The sequence below is a fragment of the Streptomyces sp. NPDC050085 genome (genome assembly GCF_044460595.1).
In the GTDB taxonomy this organism is placed as follows: Bacteria; Actinomycetota; Actinomycetes; order Streptomycetales; family Streptomycetaceae; genus Streptomyces.
The window spans coordinates 674,684-694,838 of sequence record NZ_JBITJZ010000004.1 but is presented as its reverse complement, the minus strand read 5'-3'; the positions used below and the strand labels follow the sequence as shown (position 1 = coordinate 694,838).

The window sequence follows — 20,155 nt, the reverse complement described above, 5'->3', positions numbered from 1 at the left end:
TACGCCTCGTACGCCTCCCTTGTGACAGCGGAGTCACGTTGCCCATCGCGGCACGCCCACGCAGACGAAGACCGCAGAACCGCGAGATCACTGATAGGGACGGACGCGCGTGGACCTGTTCGAGTACCAGGCGAGGGACCTCTTCGCCAAGCACGGTGTACCGGTGCTGGCCGGTGAAGTCATCGACACGCCTGAGGCAGCCCGCGAGGCGACCGAGCGGCTTGGCGGCAAGTCCGTCGTCAAGGCGCAGGTGAAGGTCGGCGGCCGCGGCAAGGCCGGCGGCGTGAAGCTGGCGGCGAACGCCGACGAGGCCGTGGCCCGAGCCACCGACATCCTCGGTATGGACATCAAGGGCCACACGGTCCACAAGGTGATGATTGCCGAGCTGTCTCCGGAGATCGAGGCGGAGTACTACGTCTCGTACCTCCTCGACCGCACCAACCGCACCTTCCTGGCCATGGCCTCGGTGCAGGGCGGCATGGACATCGAGGAGGTCGCGGAGAAGACCCCCGAGGCCCTCGCGAAGGTCCCGGTCAACGCCGTGGACGGCGTGGACATCGCCAAGGCCCGCGAGATCGTGGCCCAGGCGAAGTTCCCGGCCGACGTGGCCGAGGGCGTCGCCGAGGCCCTGGTCACCCTGTGGGACACCTTCGTCGCCGAGGACGCGCTCCTCGTCGAGGTGAACCCGCTGGTCAAGACCAAGGACGGCCGGATCCTGGCGCTCGACGGCAAGGTGTCCCTGGACGCCAACGCCGACTTCCGCCAGCCGGAGCACGAGGCGCTCGAGGACAAGGACGCAGCCAACCCGCTCGAGGCTGCTGCCAAGGAGAAGGGCCTCAACTACGTCAAGCTCGACGGCGAGGTCGGCATCATCGGTAACGGTGCCGGTCTGGTCATGTCGACCCTGGACGTCGTCGCGTACGCCGGCGAGGCGTACACATCGGCGAATGGCGGCGGCGTGAAGCCGGCCAACTTCCTCGACATCGGCGGCGGCGCCTCCGCCGCGGTCATGGCGAACGGCCTGGAGATCATCCTCGGCGACCCGGACGTCAAGTCCGTGTTCGTCAACGTCTTCGGCGGCATCACCGCCTGTGACGAGGTCGCCAACGGCATCGTCCAGGCGCTCGCGCTCCTCGAGGAGAAGGGCGAGAAGGTCGAGAAGCCCCTCGTCGTCCGCCTCGACGGCAACAACGCCGAGCTGGGTCGCAAGATCCTCTCCGACGCCAACCACCCGCTGGTGCAGCGCGTGGACACCATGGACGGCGCGGCCGACAAGGCCGCCGAGCTCGCGGCCGCGAAGTAAGGGACGAGGGACAGAACAGCCATGGCTATCTTCCTCAACAAGGACAGCAAGGTCATCGTCCAGGGCATGACCGGTGCCACGGGCATGAAGCACACCAAGCTCATGCTGGGTGACGGCACGAACATCGTCGGCGGCGTGAACCCGCGCAAGGCCGGCACGGACGTGGACTTCGACGGCACGTCGATCCCCGTCTTCGGCACGGTCGCCGAGGCGATGGAGAAGACCGGCGCCAACGTGTCCGTCCTCTTCGTCCCGCCGGCCTTCTCCAAGGCCGCCGTGATCGAGGCGATCGACGCCGAGATCCCGCTCGCCGTGGTGATCACCGAGGGCATCGCCGTCCACGACTCCGCCGCCTTCTGGGCGTACGCGCAGTCGAAGGGCAACAAGACCCGCATCATCGGCCCGAACTGCCCCGGCCTCATCACGCCGGGCCAGTCGAACGCCGGCATCATCCCGGGCGACATCACGAAGCCGGGCCGCATCGGCCTGGTCTCGAAGTCCGGCACGCTGACGTACCAGATGATGTACGAGCTCCGTGACCTCGGCTTCTCGTCCGCCGTCGGCATCGGTGGCGACCCGGTCATCGGTACGACGCACATCGACGCCCTGGAGGCGTTCGAGGCGGACCCCGACACCGACCTGATCGTCATGATCGGTGAGATCGGCGGCGACGCCGAGGAGCGTGCGGCCGACTACATCAAGGCCCACGTCACCAAGCCGGTCGTCGGCTACGTCGCGGGCTTCACCGCCCCCGAGGGCAAGACCATGGGCCACGCGGGCGCCATCGTCTCCGGTTCGTCGGGCACCGCCCAGGCGAAGAAGGAGGCCCTGGAGGCCGCGGGCGTCAAGGTCGGCAAGACCCCGACCGAGACCGCCAAGCTGGCCCGCGAGCTGCTTTCGTAGTTCGTACGCCGCTACGCGAATGGGCCCGCACCTTTTCGAAGGTGCGGGCCCACTCGCGTGTCCGGCTACTCGGCGGCCGGTGCAAGGCGCTCGGGCCCGCCGCTCAGCTCGTCCCGCAGCTGCTTGCGCAGCTCCCGCTCGTGCTCGGTCAGCCGTCCCGGGCCGGTCAGCGGCGGGACCCCGCTGATCGGGGCGCCGGGCGCGGGCGCCGGCTCGTAGTGCGTGGGGGCCACCCGGACCGTGAGCGCGGTCGCGCCGATGATCAGGACGGTGACGGCGATCGCGGCGCGCGTCCAGAACCGGGTGCGCTTCTCGCCGACGTCGCGGACGAGCGTGGGCTTCGGGGCGTCGAGCTTCTCCGCCCCCGCCAGCTCGGTGAGGCGCTGCTGCAACTGCTCGGGAACGGACAGGTCAGGCAGCTGCTCGGCGACGGCCGCGCGGGCGTGCAGGATCCGGTTCGCGGCGGCCGGGGTGCTGGCCTCCGTCTCGGCCGCGGTGTCCGGCAGGTCGAGCCCGACGCCGTCGTAGAGCAGCAGGGTGCGCCGGTAGGCGGGCGGCAGGCTCAGCAGGACGTCCATGAGCTTGCGGTCGTCGGCGTCGGCGGGCGGCGCGTCCGGCTGGCGGTGCGCGGGGCGCAGCCGGTGCCAGGGCGACATCGCGTACTCGTACGCCGCGGCGCGCACCCAGCCCGCCGGGTCCGGGTCGACGGCGACCTCGGGCCAGCGCTGCCAGGCCAGCTGGAAGGCACGCTCGACGGACTCCCGGGCGAGGGTGCGCCGCCCGGTGAGCAGATAGGTCTGGCGGACCAGGTGCGGGGCGCAGTACGCGTACAGCGCGTCGAACGCCTCGGCCGGACTTCTGCCCGGCGCCTGCTCCGGCACGGTGACGGGCTCGGCCTCGGCGCTGGACCCGGGGTCGCCCCCGGTGCCCTGCGGCGGGCGCTCCTTGACGGCGGTCGCGGCCTTCGTCTTGGTGAGGGCCACGGGCGCTACGGGGGCTACGGATACCGCGGCCACCGGCGCCGCCACCGGTTCGGGTTCCTTCACGGGTTCCTTCACGGCCTTCGGCTCCGGGGCCGCAGCGGTGGGCGCCGCGGCCAGCTCCGCCAGGAGCTTCGCGTAGACCTCCCGCTTGCGGCCGCGCGGAGCGGTGCGGCCCGTCTCCCAGGACTGGACCGTCGCGCGCGTGACGCCGACCCGCTCCGCGACCTGAGTCTGCGTCAGCGACTTCGCCACTCGGATCCTGCGGCGCTCGGTGGGTGTCGGCAGGGAGGTCGTAGGACGCTGCGTCATCGGGAACTCCACACACCCTTTCGCGCGAAAAAGTACATAAACGTATCTTGAGCGACACATCCGTACTTCGCCTGTTACGCGGCGAAAGCGCGTGTCGTTGGGAGCATGGCCCGGTGACCCAAATGACCGGCCGTGGACTGTCGTTGCCCCTGCTGCTGACCCGCGCGCGGGAGCGTGCACCCGGGCCCGCCGCCGGAGTGCTCGGCGGCGCCGTCGCGGCCGGGCTCGGGCTCGGGGCGTGCGCCGTCCTGGTGATGGTCCTGTGGATCAGCTCGCCCTACCCCGACAGCGGGCCCGGCGGCGCCCTGCACACGGCCGCCGCGGTGTGGCTGCTCGCGCACGGCGCCGAGATCGTCAGGACGGACACGCTGTCCGGGGTGCCCGCGCCGATGGGGCTGACCCCGCTGCTCCTGCTGGTGCTGCCGGTGTGGCTGCTGCACCGGGCGGTGCGCGACGCCACCGAGGACACCGCGGACACCGTGGACACCGAAGGGGCGGAGGCGGCGGGCGTCTGGGGCGGGGCCGTGCTCGGCTATCTGCTGGTCGGCGCGGCCGCCGCGTCCTACGCGTCCGGCGGCGAGCTGCGCCCCTCGTGGGTGAGTTGCGCGGCCCATCTCTTCGTGGTCGCCGTGGCGGCGGCCGGGGCCGGGGTGTGGACCGCGCTCGGGCGGCCGCGGGGCCCGCTGCCCGGGGTGCTGCGCCGCTGCACGGACGTGCTGCCCGAGGTGTTCCTGCGCGAGGTGCTGCCGGTCGCCGCGCGGGCCGCGGCCGCCGGGGTCCTCGCCCTGGTCGCAGGCGGCGCGCTGGTGGTGGCCGCGGGCCTCGTCTGGCACGGGGGAGCGGTCCACGCGTCGTTCCTGGAGCTCACCGAGGCCTGGTCGGGGCGGTTCGCGGTGCTGCTGCTCTGCCTCGCACTGGTGCCGAACGCCGTGATCTGGGGCGCCGCGTACGCGCTCGGGCCCGGCGTCGTGCTCGGCGCCGGCCACACGGTCGGCCCGCTCGGCAGCGCGGGCGGGCCGCTGCTGCCCGCCTTCCCGCTGCTCGCGGCACTGCCGTCGGCGGGCGCCGGGTCACCGCTGACCTGGGCGGTGGGTGCGGTGCCGCTGGTGGCGGCGGTGACCGTGGCCTGGTTCGTGGCCACGGCGGGCGAGACGGAGCAGTGGTCGCGGGGCCGGGTCGGCTACGCGATGGCGGTGGCGGCCGCCCTGTGCGGGGTCGCTCTTGCCGTGCTCGCGGTGGCGGCGGGCGGGGCGCTCGGGGGCGCGGCACTCGCCGCGTTCGGGCCCGTGGGCTGGCTGACGGGTCTGGCGGCGGCGGCCTGGACCGGCGTCGTGGGGCTGCCGACGGCGCTCGCGGTGCGCTGGTGGCGCGGCCGGGAGTTCGCGGTGCGGGCCCGCGTCGCGGCGTGGGCGGCGTCGGTGGTGGCGCGGCGGCCCCGCAGGTCCGCGGCCGTGCCGGAGCCCGAACCCGGCCTGGAACCGGCCGAGTTCGAGCCCTATGACTTCTTCGACGAGTCGTCCCGTGAGACGCGCTGGGCGCTGCTGAAGGAGGCATCCGCCGAGCCGTCGCAGCCGCAGCCGCAGCCGCAGCCTCAGCCGCTGCCGGGGGAGCAGCCCGAGGCCTGACGTGCCCGAGGCCTGACGCCCGAGGCGCCGCGTCCTACTTGGTGAGCAGAGGACGCAGTTGCTTCGGCAGGAGGTCCTCGCAGGACTTCTGCGCCGCGTTGGTCAGGGCGTCCGACCGGCACTCGAAGTAGTCGCTGTAGACGAGCTTCGCCGTGAACAGCGACGCCACCATCACCAGGGCGAGGCCGCCCGTGACCAGGCCGCTGATCGCCGCGGTCGTCGTCGGACGCGACGATTCCTGGACGGCGGGCGCGGCGGGCGCGGTGGGCGTGGCAGGCGCGACGGGCTCGTCCGGATTGCGCTTGCGGGGCTTGGTGCGCAGCGCGCTGATGCCCCAGTACAGGGCGAGCGCACCGAGCAGCAGCGCCACGGACGGCACACCGAACAGGACGAAGAAGAAGCCCCACATGCCCGCGAGGAGCGCGAAGCGGGCGCGGCGCTGGGCCGGGTCCGTCGGGTCCCAGCGCATGCCGGAACCGGGGCCGGGTCCGCCGGGCCCGCCCTGCCCCTCGGGTCCGCCCTGTCCGCCGCCCCCGCTGCCCGGGCGCTCGCCGAACCGGCCGCCCTGGGCGCGGCCCGGCTGCTGGTCGCTCCACTGGCCGCCCCACGGCGAAGGGCCACCGCCCGAGGCGTCGCCGGTGCCGTCGGAGTCGCCCGAGCCCTCGGGGCGGCGCGGCTGCCAGGGGCGGTCCGGCGCGTCCTCCGGCGGCGGGGCGAAGGGATTGTCGTCCCCGGCGGGTGCGGGCGTGGATCCGTCGGCCTCCTTGGACGGCCCGGTCGGCCCGGTCGGCGACGGAGACGGAGACGGCGACGTGGGTCGGCCTTCGCGCGGCAGGACGGCGCCGGCGGGCAGCGTGAGGCGAAGGCTTCGGTCCGGCATCAGGTGTGCGTCTTCCCCTAGGTCGTCGGTCACAAGCCGCCTTCCGTGTGTCACGCGCGGCTTGGTTCGTTCTTGCGGCTTGGTTCGTTCTTTACGTCAACGCTCGGTCGTCGCTCAGCGTTCCGCTTCGCTGACGCTACCTGGAGCGCCGCCACCCGTCCCATGGGGCCCGTCGGGTGTGCCGGTATCGTTGCTGACGGTCGGCCGCTTCGTAGGGTTCCCCGTATCGGGGAGTGCGAAGCCTTCGTAGGAACGGACAAAGGCCGGCCGTCGGACATGCTCTCCCGAGAAAGGGCCCCGCCGTGGCCAAGGCCAAGCGCCTCGTCGTGCTGGTCTCCGGATCAGGTACGAATCTGCAGGCTCTGCTGGATGCCATCGAGGCCCGGGGGACGGACGCGTACGGAGCGGAGATCGTCGCCGTCGGCGCGGACCGCGACGGCATCGCGGGCCTGGAGCGCGCCGAGCGCGCCGGGCTCCCCACCTTCGTGTGCCGGGTCAAGGACCACGCCGCGCGCGAGGACTGGGACCGGGCGCTCGCCGACGCGACGGCCGCGTACGCGCCGGACCTGGTGGTGTCCGCGGGCTTCATGAAGATCGTGGGCAAGGAGTTCCTGGCCCGCTTCGGCGGCCGGGTCGTGAACACGCACCCGGCCCTGCTGCCCAGTTTTCCCGGTGCGCACGGTGTGCGGGACGCACTCGCGTACGGCGCCAAGGTCACCGGATGCACCGTCCACTTCGTCGACGACGGCGTCGACACCGGACCGATCATCGCCCAGGGCGTGGTCGAGATCCGTGATGAGGACGACGAGAGCGCTCTGCACGAGCGCATCAAGGAAGTCGAGCGCACGCTGCTCGTCGATGTCGTGGGGCGGCTCGCCCGTAACGGCTTCAGCATTGAGGGACGAAAGGTAGTCATCCCGTGACCGCGGAAAACACCGCCGGAAGCAACAAGCGGCCCCTGCGACGGGCGCTGGTCAGCGTCTACGACAAGACCGGTCTGGAGGAGCTCGCGCGCGGGCTCCACGAGGCGGGCGTCGAGCTGGTGTCGACCGGTTCGACCGCCGCGAAGATCGCCGCGGCCGGGGTGCCGGTCACCAAGGTCGAGGAAGTCACCGGGTTCCCGGAGTGCCTCGACGGGCGCGTGAAGACCCTTCACCCCAAGGTGCACGCGGGCATCCTCGCCGACCTGCGCCTGGAGGACCACCAGAAGCAGCTCGCCGACCTCGGCGTGAAGCCGTTCGAGCTCGTCGTCGTGAACCTCTACCCGTTCCGGGAGACCGTCGCCTCGGGCGCCACCCCCGACGAGTGCGTCGAGCAGATCGACATCGGCGGCCCGTCCATGGTCCGCGCCGCCGCCAAGAACCACCCCTCGGTCGCGGTCGTCACCAGCCCCGAGCGGTACGCCGATGTCCTCGCCGCGGTGAAGGACGGCGGCTTCGACCTCACCACGCGCAAGCGCCTCGCCGCGGAGGCGTTCCAGCACACCGCCGCGTACGACGTGGCCGTCGCCTCCTGGTTCGCCGATGACTACGCCGCCGCCGACGACAGCGGTCACCCCGACTTCCTGGGTGCCACGTACGCGCGCAAGAACGTGCTGCGTTACGGCGAGAACCCGCACCAGGGCGCCGCGCTGTACGTCGACGGCACGGGCGGCCTCGCCGAGGCCGAGCAGCTGCACGGCAAGGAGATGTCGTACAACAACTTCACGGACACGGACGCCGCGCGCCGTGCCGCGTACGACCACGAGGACCCCTGCGTCGCGATCATCAAGCACGCCAACCCGTGCGGCATCGCCGTCGCCTCGGACGTCGCCACGGCCCACCGCAAGGCCCACGCCTGTGACCCGGTCTCCGCGTACGGCGGCGTGATCGCGGTCAACCGTCCGGTCACCAAGGAGATGGCGGAGCAGGTCGCCGACATCTTCACCGAGGTCATCGTCGCGCCCGACTACGAGGACGGCGCCCTCGAGGCCCTCACCAAGAAGAAGAACATCCGCGTGCTGCGCGCCCCGAACGGGCCGTCGGCCCGCGTCGAGACCAAGCAGATCGACGGCGGCGCGCTCCTCCAGGTCACCGACCGCCTCCAGGCCGACGGCGACGACCCGTCCAGCTGGACCCTCGCGACCGGGGACGCGCTCTCCCAGGGCGAGTTGGACGAGCTGGCCTTCGCGTGGAAGGCGTGCCGGGCCGTGAAGTCCAACGCCATCCTGCTCGCCAAGGACGGCGCCTCCGTCGGCGTCGGCATGGGCCAGGTCAACCGCGTCGACTCCTGCAAGCTCGCCGTCGAGCGGGCGGGCGAGGAGCGGGCGCGCGGTTCGTACGCCGCCTCCGACGCGTTCTTCCCGTTCCCGGACGGGCCGCAGATCCTGATCGACGCCGGTGTGAAGGCGATCGTGCAGCCCGGCGGTTCGATCCGTGACGAGCAGGTCGTCGAGGCCGCCAAGAAGGCGGGCGTGACGATGTACTTCACGGGGACGCGGCACTTCTTCCACTGAGCCGTGCTCGTACGTGGCGAGGGCCCGCCGGTCGACCGACCGGTGGGCCCTCGCCGTTCAGCCGGAGATCGCGGCGAGACAGCCGCCGAGCGCGGCGTACAGGACGGTCACCATCGCGAGCGCGATGAGGTCGCGGCGGCCGAACGCCGCGGACGTGACGCGCTCCGCGAGCACCGCCACCTGAAGGTCCTCGGGGTCGTACACGATCCGGACGGCGTCGCCGACCTGCGGAAGGTGTGCGCCGGACTCGACGACGACCTCGTACTCCCCGGTGCTGATCGACGGCGGCCGGAAGGCGCACCGCAGGCGCGGCGGGCGGCCCGCGTCGACCGGCTGGAGGTGGCCGCGGCACACCGCGTCGATGCTCTGGCCGTGGCGGCGCAGGCGGCGTTCGCGCCGGGAGCGCGGGACGAGGCCGAGGACCACGCCCGCGCCGCACGCCGCGTAGAAGACGCCCCAGACGATCAGGACCACGACGAACACCGCCACGAGGGCGTCAGCCCTTCACCTGCACCACGACGGTGCCCGCCACCTTGTCGTGCCAGCCCTGCTTGCGGCCCGACTTGTCCCACAGCGGGGAGAGGTAGACGACCCAGGTGCCGATGCCGCAGGCGAACGTGCCGACCGTCGGGATGACCCAGCGCAGGAAGCCGCCGCCGATGCCGGGCTTCTCGCCGGTCTCCGCCTTCAACGCGCGCAGTCCCAGGGCGAGTTTGCCGAGCGTGGCGCCGACGAAGCCGATCATCAGCGTCTCGTAGAGGGCGACGACGACCCACAGGATGAGCATGAGCGGCCAGAACCCGGAGTAGAAGTCCGACTGGGCGTGGTCCACGCAGGCGTTGAACACGGAGTCGGAGGCGTCGGGATCGCAGTCGACCATGGCCCGGACGAGGTCCACGAGCTTCGGGCCCATCACGATCCCGTACACGACGCTGATCACCACGCCGTCGATGAGCCGCGCGGCGAACCGCCGCCCCATCGAGGCGAGCGGCGGCACCCCCGGCATCCCCATCGGCTGCTGCGGATGGGCGCCGTACGGCATGCCCGGCTGCTGCGGGTAGCCGTAGCCCTGCGGCGGGACGCCCTGCGGGGCCTGCTGGCCGTACGGGTTCGGCTGCTGCGGCGGCTGCTGGCCGTAGGGATTGTTCGGATCGCCGTAACTCATGGCGGGTTTCCTTCGGGGACGGTGAGGACGGTGAGGGGGACGGCGTCGATCATGCTTCTCAGGCTGTTGGGCCCTGTCCAGAGGGGCGTACCCGCTGTTGTGCAAGTGCAACTTGGGTGAACCAGGGCGGCCCTGAAACAATGGGCACCATGACCGCCCAGATTCTCGATGGCAAGGCCACCGCAGCCGCGATCAAGTCCGATCTGACCGCCCGCGTGGCGGCCCTGAAGGAGAAGGGGGTCACGCCCGGCCTCGGTACCGTCCTCGTCGGCGAGGACCCCGGCAGCCAGAAGTACGTGGCAGGAAAGCACCGCGACTGCGCCCAGGTGGGCATCGCCTCCATCCAGCGCGAGCTGCCCGCCACGGCCACGCAGGAGGAGATCGAGGCCGTCGTCCGCGAGCTGAACGAGGACCAGGCCTGCACCGGGTACATCGTCCAGCTGCCGCTGCCCAAGGGCATCGACGAGAACCGCATCCTCGAGCTGATGGACCCGGACAAGGACGCGGACGGACTCCACCCGATGAACCTGGGCCGTCTCGTCCTGAACGAGCCGGCGCCGCTGCCCTGCACCCCGTACGGCATCATCACGCTCCTTCGCCGGTACGGAGTGGAGATCGCCGGCGCCGAGGTCGTCGTCGTCGGCCGCGGCGTGACCATCGGCCGCCCGATGCCGCTGCTGCTCACCCGCCGCTCGGAGAACGCGACGGTCACCCAGTGCCACACCGGCACCCGTGACCTGGCCGCGCACCTCAAGCGGGCCGACATCATCGTGGCCGCCGCCGGTGTGCCGCACCTGATCAAGCCCGAGGACGTGAAGCCCGGCGCGGCCGTCCTCGACGTCGGTGTCTCGCGCGACGAGACCGGCAAGATCGTCGGCGACGTGCACCCCGGCGTCACCGAGGTCGCCGGCTGGATCTCCCCGAACCCGGGCGGTGTGGGCCCCATGACCCGCGCCCAGCTCCTGGTCAACGTGGTCGAGGCCGCCGAACGGAACGCCGGTGTTCGCTGACGCCTCCCGGGGAGGGAAGAAGCAGGGGCGGCGCTTCCCGCTGTGGACGCGGGACACCGCACGCCCCGAGGGCGGCGGCCGCGCGGCGCCCGGTGACGCCCCGGCGCCCGCCCGCCAGTGGCCGCTGATCGCGGTGCTCGTGCTGACCGGCGTGGGGTTGCTGCTCACGGCCTTCGACCAGTTCCGGGTCGGCTGCATCCTGGTGGGGGTGGCGCTGCTCGGCGGGGCCGTGATGCGGTGGGTGCTGCCGGGCGTCGGCATGCTCGCCGTGCGCTCCCGCTTCACGGACATGGTCACGTACGGGATCCTCGGCCTCGCCATCGTGCTGCTCGCGTTGATGGCGCAGCCGTCACCCTGGCTGAAGATCCCCTTCCTCCAGGACACCTTGCACTTCACTGTGCGGTGAGTGATCTCAAGTGAGGTGCGGGGCCTTCGAGTTGGAGGCCCCGCCTCCTTGTGTGGCGATCTCTGGGCAGGTTCGGGGATTTTGTCGCACGACGGTGGACAGCGCGCATAGCCTGGAAAATCCGGACTGTTCCGGACGTCCCGGGCCTGGCGGCGTGCGAGGGGGCACGCCGCGCTGTCGAACGCTGTCGAATGCCCCCGTGCGCCCCCGCCCGGGGAACTGACATCCTGGCTACTCGCATCCCATTGGGTAGCCAGTGGGGGGCCGAGGCCACGGCGCGGCGCGGGGGGATACAGGTACGTATGGGGGGAATAGGGGGAAGGCAATGCCTCGTTGGAGGGCGCTACCGGACGAACTCGACCCGCAGGTCAAGGAGTTCGCCAGCCAGTTGCGCAGGCTGGTGGACCGCAGCGGGCTCGGGATCGCCGCTCTGGCGGACCGCACCGGGTACAGCAAGACCTCGTGGGAGAGGTATCTGAACGGCCGGCTGCTCGCACCCAAGGGCGCCATCGTGGCGCTCGCCGAGGTGACGGGCACCAATCCCACGCATCTGACCACGATGTGGGAGCTCGCGGAGCGCGCCTGGAGCCGCTCCGAGATGCGCCACGACATGACCATGGAGGCGATACGGATCTCCCAGGCGCGGGCAGCGCTGGGGGAGTTCGGCGGCCCGACCGCGCCGGGCAGCAGCAGGAACGGGAGCGCGACGGCCGCGCCCGCGCCCCGGGTCACCGGTGTCGCGGGGCCCGCGGGCGTCTCGCCGACCGTGCCGCCGCAGGGGCAGCCGCCGCGCGTGGACCAGTTCGGTCCGCCCGTGCAGCCCGCCGCGCCCGCGCCCAAGTCCGGTGCGCAGGGCGGCGGCGGGGGCAAGCGCCGGGCGGTCATGTTCCTCGCCGGAGTGCTCGGCGCCGCCATCGTCGTGCTCATCGCCTACGTCCTGACCAACGGCGGCGACAAGGGCAAGGACGCCGACGCGACGCCGACGCCGTCACCGACCACCAGCGCGCCCCGACTGCCCGCGGGTGTCCAGTGCGTGGGATCCGGCTGCACCGGCAAGGACCCGGAGGCCATGGGCTGCGGCGGTGACCTCGCCGACAGCCCCGCCAGGACCGCCGTCGGCACGGCCACCGTCGAGGTCCGCTACAGCAAGACGTGCAAGGCGGCGTGGGCGCGCATCCAGGGCGCGGCCCCCGGCGACAGCGTGCAGCTCACCGCAGGCACCAAGTCGTCGAAGAAGGGCCTGGTCGGCGACGCGGACACGGACGCGTACACCCCGATGGTGGCCGTCTCGTCGGCCACCGAGGCCAAGGCCTGCGCGACGCTCGCCGCCGGTACGAGCGGCTGCACCCCGTAGCTGTGCATGGGGGCGCTCCTTCGGGGAAGGCGCAGCAGTACCCCCACGGGAGCGGTCACGAAAAGTGGCACCCCCACGGCGGCCGCCGGTCCCTCTCTCCCGAGGCCGGCGGCCGCCCCACGTTCGGGCGGGGGCACTGCGGGGCGCTCTGTGGGGTGAGCCACACGAACCCGTGGGTCCGGTGGGTGCGGGGCGCGATAGCCTGACGAGCGGATCTCTTGATGTAGAGAGATCGATCAAAAGACCTGCTGTCATACGGAGAACGCCATGACCCGCACTCCCGTGAACGTCACCGTCACCGGCGCCGCCGGCCAGATCGGCTACGCACTGCTCTTCCGCATCGCCTCCGGCCAGCTGCTCGGCGCGGACGTGCCGGTCAAGCTGCGCCTCCTGGAGATCACCCCGGCCCTGAAGGCCGCCGAGGGCACCGCGATGGAGCTGGACGACTGCGCGTTCCCGCTCCTCCAGGGCATCGACATCACCGACGACCCGAACGTCGCGTTCGACGGTGCCAACGTCGCCCTCCTCGTGGGCGCCCGCCCGCGCACCAAGGGCATGGAGCGCGGCGACCTGCTCTCCGCCAACGGCGGCATCTTCAAGCCGCAGGGCAAGGCCATCAACGACAACGCCGCGGACGACATCAAGGTCCTCGTCGTCGGCAACCCGGCCAACACCAACGCCCTCATCGCCCAGGCCGCGGCCCCGGACGTACCGGCCGAGCGCTTCACCGCCATGACGCGCCTCGACCACAACCGTGCGCTGACGCAGCTCGCGAAGAAGACGGGTTCGACGGTCGCCGACATCAAGCGCCTGACGATCTGGGGCAACCACTCCGCCACGCAGTACCCGGACATCTTCCAGGCGTCCGTCGCGGGCAAGCCGGCCATCGACGCCATCGGCGGCGACGAGAAGTGGCTGGCCGAGGACTTCATCCCGACCGTCGCCAAGCGCGGCGCCGCGATCATCGAGGCCCGGGGCGCGTCCTCGGCGGCCTCCGCGGCCAACGCGGCGATCGACCACGTGTACACCTGGGTCAACGGCACGGCCGAGGGCGACTGGACCTCCATGGGCATCCCGTCGGACGGCTCCTACGGTGTCCCCGAGGGCCTCATCTCGTCCTTCCCGGTCACCACGAAGGACGGCAAGTACGAGATCGTCCAGGGCCTGGACATCAACGAGTTCTCGCGGGCCCGCATCGACGCGTCCGTCGCGGAGCTGGCGGAGGAGCGCGAGGCGGTGCGCGGCCTCGGGCTCATCTAGCCCTCGGCCCCGATAACTGCTGCCGCCCACGGCGGGTCATTGCGACTCGCCGTGGGCGGTTTGTGCGTGTGGGCGAGTGCGGGTCCGTGGGGCTTCTCGCGCAGTTCCCACCAGCCGTCGGCCGCCGACGAATCAGCAACCCGGCAGACGGTCAGGCGCGACCCCGATAGCCAAGACTGACCGCCACCGTCGCGAGCAGCAGTACTGATCCCACGACGGCCAGAGCGGACGACATGCCCGAGGAGAAGTCCCGCCCGGCAGACGCGAGCACCGTTCCGGTGACGGCCACCCCCAACGCCGCCCCCAGCTCCCGCGACGCCGTGCCGAGGCCCGAGCCGAGGCCGGCCTGGTGCGCGGGGAGCGAGTTCAGCACGCCCATCGTCAGGGCGGGCATGCACGTGCCGGTGCCGAAGGAGATGACCAGGAGCCAGATCACGTAGATGCCGTACGGGGTGTCGGGCCCCGCCGTCGAGGTCCCCAGCAGGCCGAGGCCGATCAGCGCGAGCCCGATCGTGACGACCGGCCGTGGCGTCGCCTGCCGGCGCGCGGCGAGCCTCGGCGCCAGGGCCATGCCGACGGTGACCGGGATGATCGCGAGGCCGGTCAGGGCGGGCCCGTACCCCTTGATGTCCTGCAGGTACTGCGAGTTGACGAAGAAGAGCGAGAACAGGCCGAAGAACCCGGCGGCCGTCCCGAGCGTCGCCGCCCGCAGCCGAGCGGAGCGGAAGACGCGGGGGTCGAAGAGCGGGGCCTTCGCGCGCAGGGCGTGCCGGGTGAACGCGGCCGCGAGCAGCACGCCGAGGGCGAAGGCGCTCAGGATGCGGGCGGACGTCCAGCCGTAGGAGGGGCCTTCGATGATGCCGAAGAGCAGTGCCACCAGGGCCGCGGTGATCAGGAGGGTGCCGAGGGGGTCGGGGTTGCCCCGCGCGGAGCGGTCCGTGCGCGGGACGGCGTACGCGACCGCGAGGGCGAGCAGTGCGGTGAGCGGGACCATCGCCCAGAACAGGGCACGCCAGGTGAGGAACTGACCGGCCAGACCGCCGCCGAGGTTGCCGAGCGCGCCGCCGACGCCGATCGCCAGGGTCCAGGCGGCCATGGCCTGGGCGCGGCGCATCGGGGTCCCGGCCAGGTGGACCAGGATCGACATGGTCGCCGGGGTGATCAGCGCGGCCCCGGTGCCACAGACGGCGCGGCCCGCGATGAGGACGGCGGGGGTGGCGGCGAGCGCGCTGGTCGCGGCGCCCGCGGCGAACAGCGCGAGGCCGGTGAGCAGGGCGCCCTTGCGTCCGTACCGGTCGGCCGCCGCGCCCGCCGGGATCAGCAGGCCCGCGAACGCGATGACGTACGCGTCGACCGTCCACAGGACCTGGCTCGACGACGGGTGCAGGGACGACGAACTCAGCTGCGGTATCAGCAAGTTGATCGCCGCGACCATGCTCTGCGCGATCATGACGCAGGCGCAGACGGCGAGCAGGGTGGTGCGCTTGAGCGCGGACGCGGAGGGCGGGGTGTCGCTCGGCACGGGCGGCGACGTCGTCTGGGCAGGCGCGGACATGGCTCCTCCCGGGAGCTCGGCGTGGTGGTGTGGGGTGCCCCCTTCTGTGGGGTGCCTCTTCAACGTAGGCCCGGAGTGATCTGCTTTCCAGTGCAACTTATGCAGGTGATAATTGCGTATGGAGCAATCCGCGAAAGCCTCGCCCGCCGAGCCCTCGCCCGTCGAGTCCTTGCCTGCCGAGCCCTCGCCCGTCGAGCCCTTGCCTGCCGAGCCCTCGGCCGTCGGGCTCGATCTGAATCTGCTCGTCTCCCTCGACGTGCTGCTCGAGGAGCAGAGCGTGCGCGGTGCCGCCCGCAGGCTGCATCTGTCCGAGCCCGCGATGAGCCGCACCCTGGGCCGGATCCGCAAGGCGCTGGGCGACCCGGTCCTGGTGCGCGCCGGACGGCAGATGGTGCCGACGCCGTACGCGCTGTCGGTACGGGCCGAGGTCGGGGCGGTGGTGGAGCGGGCGCGGGCGCTGTTCGCGGCGCGCGGGGAGGAGGATCTGCGGTCGGTGACGCGGACGTTCACCGTGCACGGGCAGGACTCGCTGGCCGCGCTGCTCGGGCCGCCGCTGCTGAAGCGGGCGCTGGCCGAGGCGCCCGGGATCAGGATCCGGTTCCTCGGCGAGAGCCATCTCGACGCGCCGGTGCTGCGCGAGGGCACGGCGGATCTGGAGGTCGGCGTCATCGACTCGGCCGCGCCCGAGGTGCGGGTCGAGTCGCTGTACGTGGACCGGATGCTGGGGGTCGTCCGGGCCGGACATCCGTTGCTGGAAGGGAAGTTGACGGCGCGTCGGTTCGCGGAGGCCGCGGAGCACCTCACCGTGTCGCGGCGGGGCCGGCTGCGGGGTCCGGTGGACGAGGCGCTGGCCGAACTCGGGCTGCGGCGGCGGGTGGTGGGCAGCGTCGGCTCGTTCCCCGCGTCGCTGTTCTTCGTACGGGACACGGATCTGATCGGCCTGGTGGGCGGCTGGTGCCGGCCGATGACGGACGCGCTCGGCCTGGTCACGTTCCCGGTGCCGCTCGATCTGCCGCCGCTCGACATCGGCCTGGCCTGGCATCCCCGGCACGACGCGGATCCGGCGCATGCGTGGGTGCGCGGGTGCGTACGGGAGATCATGGCGGGCGCGCCGTCCTCGGCGTCGGTCTGAGTGCGGCGGCAAGCTCTGAGGATGCTCAACTCGGCGGCGGGGCACGGAAGCCGTCCGGCACCATGGAGTCATGATCATCAAAGCGAAGCGCGAGCTGAACGTCCTGGTCCTGCGGGACGCCGACCGGATCGCCGCGGCCGTGCACGCCGCGCTTCAGGACGCGAGCGACGCGGAACGGCCCGGACTCGAGCGGGCCGCCGCGCTCGTCGCGGAGGCGGCCGACGCGAGCGACGCCGAGGTGCGCGGCCGCTGGGTGCGGGACCGGCTCGATGACGCGGGGCACGAGGGCCCGGCCGACTCGGTCCAGGCGATCAGGGCGCTGCGCGCGGCGGAACCGAGCCTGAGCCTGTACGCGGCGGTGCGGCTGGCGAAGGACGCGGCTTCGTAGCGACGGGGCTTCGTAGCGACGGGGCTTCGTAGCGACGGGGCTTCGTAACGGCGGGGCTTCGTTGCGACGCGGCCTCGTCGCGGCGGGTGGGCTCAGGCCCCGAGTCGCGTCGCCATCCAGTCGGTGAGCCCCGGCAGCCACAACTCCCTTACGTTGCCCAGCAGATGATCGCCGCCCGGCACCGACCAGTACGTGCCGCCCGGCGCCTGCGCCGCGAGCCGCTCCCCGTTCTCCACCCCCGGGATCACGTCGTCCGCCCCGTCGACCACGAGCAGCGGCACCTCGATGTGCCGGGCCACCGGGCGCAGGTCGACCCGGGTCAGGAAGTCGCGTGCGGCCCGCTCCGACCCGGCCCGCTGCGTCAGCGTCTCCCGGACGAACGGCACCGTGTCGTCCCACCCGGTGATCCGGTACGGCCCGCTCACCGTGGCGGCCGCGCGGATCCGCGGCTCGTGGGCCGCGCTCCACGCCGCGTAGTAGCCGCCGAGGCTGAGGCCGACGACGCCGACCGGGACCGGGCCGAGGCGGGCGTGCAGCGCGTCGACGACCCGGGCCATGACCTTGTCGTAGTCCGCGGTGACCGTGGTCGTGGCGGCCCGGACGCCCTGGCCCGGGCCGTCCATCGTGAACACGGCACAGCCGCGGGCAAGCAGCGCCTCGGTCACGTCGTGGAACTCCTCCTTGGACGAGTCCAGGCCGGGCACCACGACGACCACCGCCCGTGCCCCGCGCTCGGCGCCGCGCAGCCAGCCCGCGTACGACGCGTCCTCGATGCGTACCGCGCCCGGTTCGAGGAGCGCGAGCGCGCGGCCCATCGCGGCGTCGGCCCGCGCGGCGGCGTCCGCGGCCAGGGCGCGATCGGGGTGGGGGAGCAGGACGGCGCAGTGGAACCAGCAGGCAGCCCGGCGGTACGCCTCACCGGCGGAGCGGTCCGCACCGTCGGCCGCGCACTTCTCGGCGACGGCCGTGCGCTCAAGTCCCTCGCGGATGAAGGCCGTTGGCCACTCCTTCAGGGCGGTGAGCGGGCCCGTGACGCGCTCGTACGCGAACGGGTCGAGGCCCGCACCGTACGTCCGGGAGCGGTTCTGGGCGATGAAGTCCGGGAGGATTCCGGGGAGTTGGAGGAAGGAGGTCGTCATGAAGGTGCTCCGGAGGGTCAGGAAACGGTCAGGACCGCGTTGCCGCGGATGCGGCGTTCGCGCAGGTCGACGAGGGTGTCGGCGGTGTCCGCCCAGTCGGTGACGCGGCCGAGTTCCGGGTGCAGCCGCCCCGTGGCGACGAGCCGGACGAGGGCCGCGAGGTCGTCGGCGTACGACTCGGGGAAGTCCATGTAGTGGAAGTGGCGCAGGGTCGCCGACTCGGGGCCCTTGAAGAAGTCGAAGAAGTCGAGGGTGACCGGGGTGCGGCTGGCCTGCCCGAACCAGATGAGGGTGCCGCCGCGGCGCAGCCGCGACAGGGCCACCGGGAGTGCGGAACCGCCCGTCGACTCGAGGACCAGGTCGTACGGGCCGCTCGCGTCGGCGACGTCGTGCACGACCGTCGCGGCGCCCAACTCCCGCAGGCGTGCGCCGCGTTCGGGCGAGGAGGTCACCGCGGTGAGGTCGGCGCCCGCGGCGGCGGCGAGCTCGGTGACGTAGTGGCCCACCCCGCCCGACGCGCCGGTCAGCAGGATCCGGCGGCCGCCGACCGGGCCCGCGGCGCGCAGCAGGCGCAGAGCGGTGAGACCCGCCAGGGGCAGCGCGGCGGCCTGTGGCGAGGAGACCGCGTCGGGCAGTTCGGCGAGGGCGGAGGTCGGCACCGCCGCGTACTCCGCCCAGCCCGCGCCCATCGGATGCCCCACGACGCGGCGCCCCGCCTCGGGCCCGCTGCCGTCCGCGGCCTGCTGCACGACGAGTCCCGCGACGTCCTTTCCGGGTCGCCAACTGGCCCCTGGTTCCTCCAACTTGAAGGTCTCGCCCCGGTTCACCGAGTAGGCCTCGACCTTGATCAGCGCCTCGTCCGGCCGCAGCCGCGGCTGCGGCAGCTCGGCGAGGACGACGTGCGGTTCGATGGGGGACTGTCCGGTGTGGGCCTTGCCCGTGGGTACGTAAGCTCGCATGCCCACAGTGCACCGGCCGCGGGGTGGAGGGGTCCAACAACTGGGCACCGGGTGTGACAACCGATGGTTGTTTTCTAGGGTGACGGTCATGGAGCCCGCTGATCTGGACGCTGATCTCGACGTCGGCATCGACCCCGGCATCGACCCTGGCATCGACCCTGGCATCGACCCTGGCATCGACCTGGACCTCGACCTCGCGCAGGTGCGTGCCTTCGCCGCCGTCGCCGACGAGCAGCACTTCGGGCGGGCCGCCGCCCGGCTCGGCATCACCCAGCAGGCGCTGTCCAAGCGGGTCGCCCGCCTGGAGTCCGCTCTCGGCGTGCGGCTCTTCGACCGCGGCGCGCGCGGGGTCGCGCTCACCGGTGACGGCGGACTGTTCCTCGAACCCGCGCGGCGGGTCCTCGACGCGGGCCGGGCCGCGGTCGACGCCGTGCGCGGTGCTCCGCCGCGACCGCTGCGCATCGACGTATGGGGACATCTGTACGCGCCCATGCGCACCGTCGCCACCATGATCGAGTCCGCCCCCGGCCTGGACGCCGAACCGGGGGCCGGGCGCGACTATCCGTCCGTGGCGGATGCGCTGATGCGCGGCGAGGTGGACGCCGGGTTCGGGCGGGTGCACGCGCTGCCCGACCGTGACAGTGGCGACAGCGCCCTGGTGCGGCGCCTGGTCCGGCTCGAGCCCGTCGACGCGGTGCTCAGCGCCCGCCATCCGCTGGCCGGCGCCGACGCGCTCAGCCCGGACCGGCTGCGCGGCTCCGTGCTGCGCTACCCGGCGGAGACCGTACGGCTCGACTTCCTCACCCGGTTCGCGGACCGCTTCGGCATCGAGCGACGCGCGGGCGGCCCGAACCTGGGCCTGGAGTCCTTCCTCGCCCATCTCAGGGACGAGCCGGGGCAATTCACCCTCTTCCCGGCCGATGTGCCCCTTCCCGACGATCCGGGGCTGCGCGTCGTGCCACTGGTCGACCCGACCCCGCTGTACGCCTGGTCACTGGTGTGGCCTGCCGGTCGCGAACACCCGGGCATCACCGAACTCCTTCGTGCCTGCGGTCAGTTGGCGGGTGCGCGGCGCTGGCTCGACTACGACCCGGCGCGCGACTGGCTGCCGGACACCGATCGTCCCTGAGCCCTCGTCGAAGGCGCGGCGGGTGGTGCGCACGTGACGCAGCGCACTTCCCGGCCCTGATCACGCATGCTTTCCCCACCTGAGGGCAGGGGCTTCCGACGTCACCGTGGAACCGCCGACCGGCGGTCCGCGATGCCGGGGGAACACCTCAGGAACGGAAG

Annotated in this window: 19 protein-coding genes; 12 read left to right on the top strand and 7 right to left on the bottom strand. The window is 72.5% G+C overall.

The genetic code is table 11. From position 1 onward, the window contains the following. Positions 1-109: 109 nt before the first annotated feature. Together sucC and sucD are read left to right on the top strand one after the other, a co-directional pair. Positions 110-1,303 (top strand): ADP-forming succinate--CoA ligase subunit beta, encoded by a 1,194-nt coding sequence (gene sucC / locus ACIBUY_RS19370; RefSeq protein WP_365577232.1) that lies wholly within the window; start codon positions 110-112, stop codon positions 1,301-1,303. A gap of 21 nt (positions 1,304-1,324) precedes the next feature. Continuing rightward, on the top strand, positions 1,325-2,206 hold the full coding sequence (gene sucD / locus ACIBUY_RS19365; protein ID WP_365577234.1) for a succinate--CoA ligase subunit alpha: 882 nt from the start codon (positions 1,325-1,327) through the stop codon (positions 2,204-2,206). 65 nt (positions 2,207-2,271) lie between these two features. Here the strand turns inward: sucD and ACIBUY_RS19360 are convergent, their stop codons facing one another. Then, positions 2,272-3,498: a helix-turn-helix domain-containing protein gene (locus tag ACIBUY_RS19360; protein WP_399153137.1), complete on the bottom strand. Its 1,227-nt coding sequence runs from the start codon at positions 3,496-3,498 to the stop codon at positions 2,272-2,274. Between the two features lie 122 nt (positions 3,499-3,620). On the opposite strand from ACIBUY_RS19360, the gene ACIBUY_RS19355 reads away from it, so the two are divergent. Continuing rightward, positions 3,621-5,123: a DUF6350 family protein gene (locus tag ACIBUY_RS19355; protein ID WP_399153191.1), complete on the top strand. Its 1,503-nt coding sequence runs from the start codon at positions 3,621-3,623 to the stop codon at positions 5,121-5,123. Between the two features lie 34 nt (positions 5,124-5,157). On the opposite strand, the gene ACIBUY_RS19350 is transcribed toward ACIBUY_RS19355, so the two are convergent. Further along, positions 5,158-6,003, bottom strand: a complete 846-nt coding sequence (locus tag ACIBUY_RS19350; RefSeq protein WP_399153136.1) for a hypothetical protein — start codon at positions 6,001-6,003, stop codon at positions 5,158-5,160. A gap of 302 nt (positions 6,004-6,305) precedes the next feature. Between ACIBUY_RS19350 and purN the strand changes: the two genes are divergently transcribed. Together purN and purH are read left to right on the top strand one after the other, a co-directional pair. Then, positions 6,306-6,926 (top strand): phosphoribosylglycinamide formyltransferase, encoded by a 621-nt coding sequence (purN, locus tag ACIBUY_RS19345; protein WP_365577240.1) that lies wholly within the window; start codon positions 6,306-6,308, stop codon positions 6,924-6,926. Further along, positions 6,923-8,497 carry a bifunctional phosphoribosylaminoimidazolecarboxamide formyltransferase/IMP cyclohydrolase gene (purH, locus tag ACIBUY_RS19340; RefSeq protein WP_365577242.1) on the top strand — a complete coding sequence of 525 codons (1,575 nt, stop codon included), beginning with the start codon at positions 6,923-6,925 and terminating at the stop codon, positions 8,495-8,497. The genes purN and purH overlap by 4 nt, the downstream gene beginning before the upstream one ends. 57 nt (positions 8,498-8,554) lie before the next feature. Here purH and ACIBUY_RS19335 read toward each other — a convergent pair whose 3' ends face one another. After that, complete coding sequence (locus ACIBUY_RS19335; RefSeq protein ID WP_399153135.1) at positions 8,555-8,986, bottom strand: DUF3592 domain-containing protein; 432 nt, start codon at positions 8,984-8,986, stop codon at positions 8,555-8,557. Positions 8,987-8,993: 7 nt separating this feature from the next. Further along, positions 8,994-9,662 (bottom strand): RDD family protein, encoded by a 669-nt coding sequence (locus ACIBUY_RS19330; RefSeq protein WP_365577246.1) that lies wholly within the window; start codon positions 9,660-9,662, stop codon positions 8,994-8,996. Positions 9,663-9,811: 149 nt separating this feature from the next. Between ACIBUY_RS19330 and ACIBUY_RS19325 the strand changes: the two genes are divergently transcribed. The 4 genes from ACIBUY_RS19325 (at position 9,812) to ACIBUY_RS19310 (ending at position 13,692) form a co-directional block, all read left to right on the top strand. Then, positions 9,812-10,672 carry a bifunctional methylenetetrahydrofolate dehydrogenase/methenyltetrahydrofolate cyclohydrolase gene (locus tag ACIBUY_RS19325; RefSeq protein ID WP_399153134.1) on the top strand — a complete coding sequence of 287 codons (861 nt, stop codon included), beginning with the start codon at positions 9,812-9,814 and terminating at the stop codon, positions 10,670-10,672. Beyond that, positions 10,662-11,078 carry a DUF3017 domain-containing protein gene (locus ACIBUY_RS19320; RefSeq protein ID WP_365577249.1) on the top strand — a complete coding sequence of 139 codons (417 nt, stop codon included), beginning with the start codon at positions 10,662-10,664 and terminating at the stop codon, positions 11,076-11,078. The genes ACIBUY_RS19325 and ACIBUY_RS19320 overlap by 11 nt, the downstream gene beginning before the upstream one ends. A 325-nt stretch (positions 11,079-11,403) precedes the next feature. Further along, positions 11,404-12,432 (top strand): XRE family transcriptional regulator, encoded by a 1,029-nt coding sequence (locus ACIBUY_RS19315; RefSeq protein ID WP_365577251.1) that lies wholly within the window; start codon positions 11,404-11,406, stop codon positions 12,430-12,432. 267 nt (positions 12,433-12,699) lie between these two features. Continuing rightward, complete coding sequence (locus tag ACIBUY_RS19310; RefSeq protein WP_365577253.1) at positions 12,700-13,692, top strand: malate dehydrogenase; 993 nt, start codon at positions 12,700-12,702, stop codon at positions 13,690-13,692. A 151-nt stretch (positions 13,693-13,843) separates the two neighbouring features. On the opposite strand, the gene ACIBUY_RS19305 is transcribed toward ACIBUY_RS19310, so the two are convergent. Beyond that, complete coding sequence (locus ACIBUY_RS19305) at positions 13,844-15,247, bottom strand: MFS transporter (RefSeq protein ID WP_399153133.1); 1,404 nt, start codon at positions 15,245-15,247, stop codon at positions 13,844-13,846. Positions 15,248-15,365: 118 nt separating this feature from the next. On the opposite strand from ACIBUY_RS19305, the gene ACIBUY_RS19300 reads away from it, so the two are divergent. Next, positions 15,366-16,379, top strand: a complete 1,014-nt coding sequence (locus ACIBUY_RS19300) for a LysR family transcriptional regulator (RefSeq protein WP_399153132.1) — start codon at positions 15,366-15,368, stop codon at positions 16,377-16,379. 70 nt (positions 16,380-16,449) lie between these two features. Further along, positions 16,450-16,767, top strand: coding sequence for a hypothetical protein (locus ACIBUY_RS19295; RefSeq protein ID WP_365577822.1), 318 nt, complete (start codon positions 16,450-16,452; stop codon positions 16,765-16,767). A 92-nt stretch (positions 16,768-16,859) separates the two neighbouring features. Here the strand turns inward: ACIBUY_RS19295 and ACIBUY_RS19290 are convergent, their stop codons facing one another. Together ACIBUY_RS19290 and ACIBUY_RS19285 are read right to left on the bottom strand one after the other, a co-directional pair. Continuing rightward, a complete protein-coding gene (locus tag ACIBUY_RS19290; protein WP_399153131.1) occupies positions 16,860-17,906 on the bottom strand; it encodes an alpha/beta hydrolase family protein in 1,047 nt (348 codons plus the stop codon). 17 nt (positions 17,907-17,923) lie between these two features. Further along, positions 17,924-18,865, bottom strand: coding sequence for a zinc-binding dehydrogenase (locus tag ACIBUY_RS19285; protein ID WP_399153130.1), 942 nt, complete (start codon positions 18,863-18,865; stop codon positions 17,924-17,926). A gap of 181 nt (positions 18,866-19,046) precedes the next feature. Here ACIBUY_RS19285 and ACIBUY_RS19280 point away from each other — a divergent pair, with 181 nt between their 5' ends. Further along, the gene (locus ACIBUY_RS19280) at positions 19,047-19,994 is read left to right on the top strand and encodes a LysR family transcriptional regulator (protein WP_365577912.1); all 948 of its coding nucleotides are present in this window, start codon (positions 19,047-19,049) and stop codon (positions 19,992-19,994) included. The last annotated feature ends 161 nt before the right edge of the window (positions 19,995-20,155 follow it).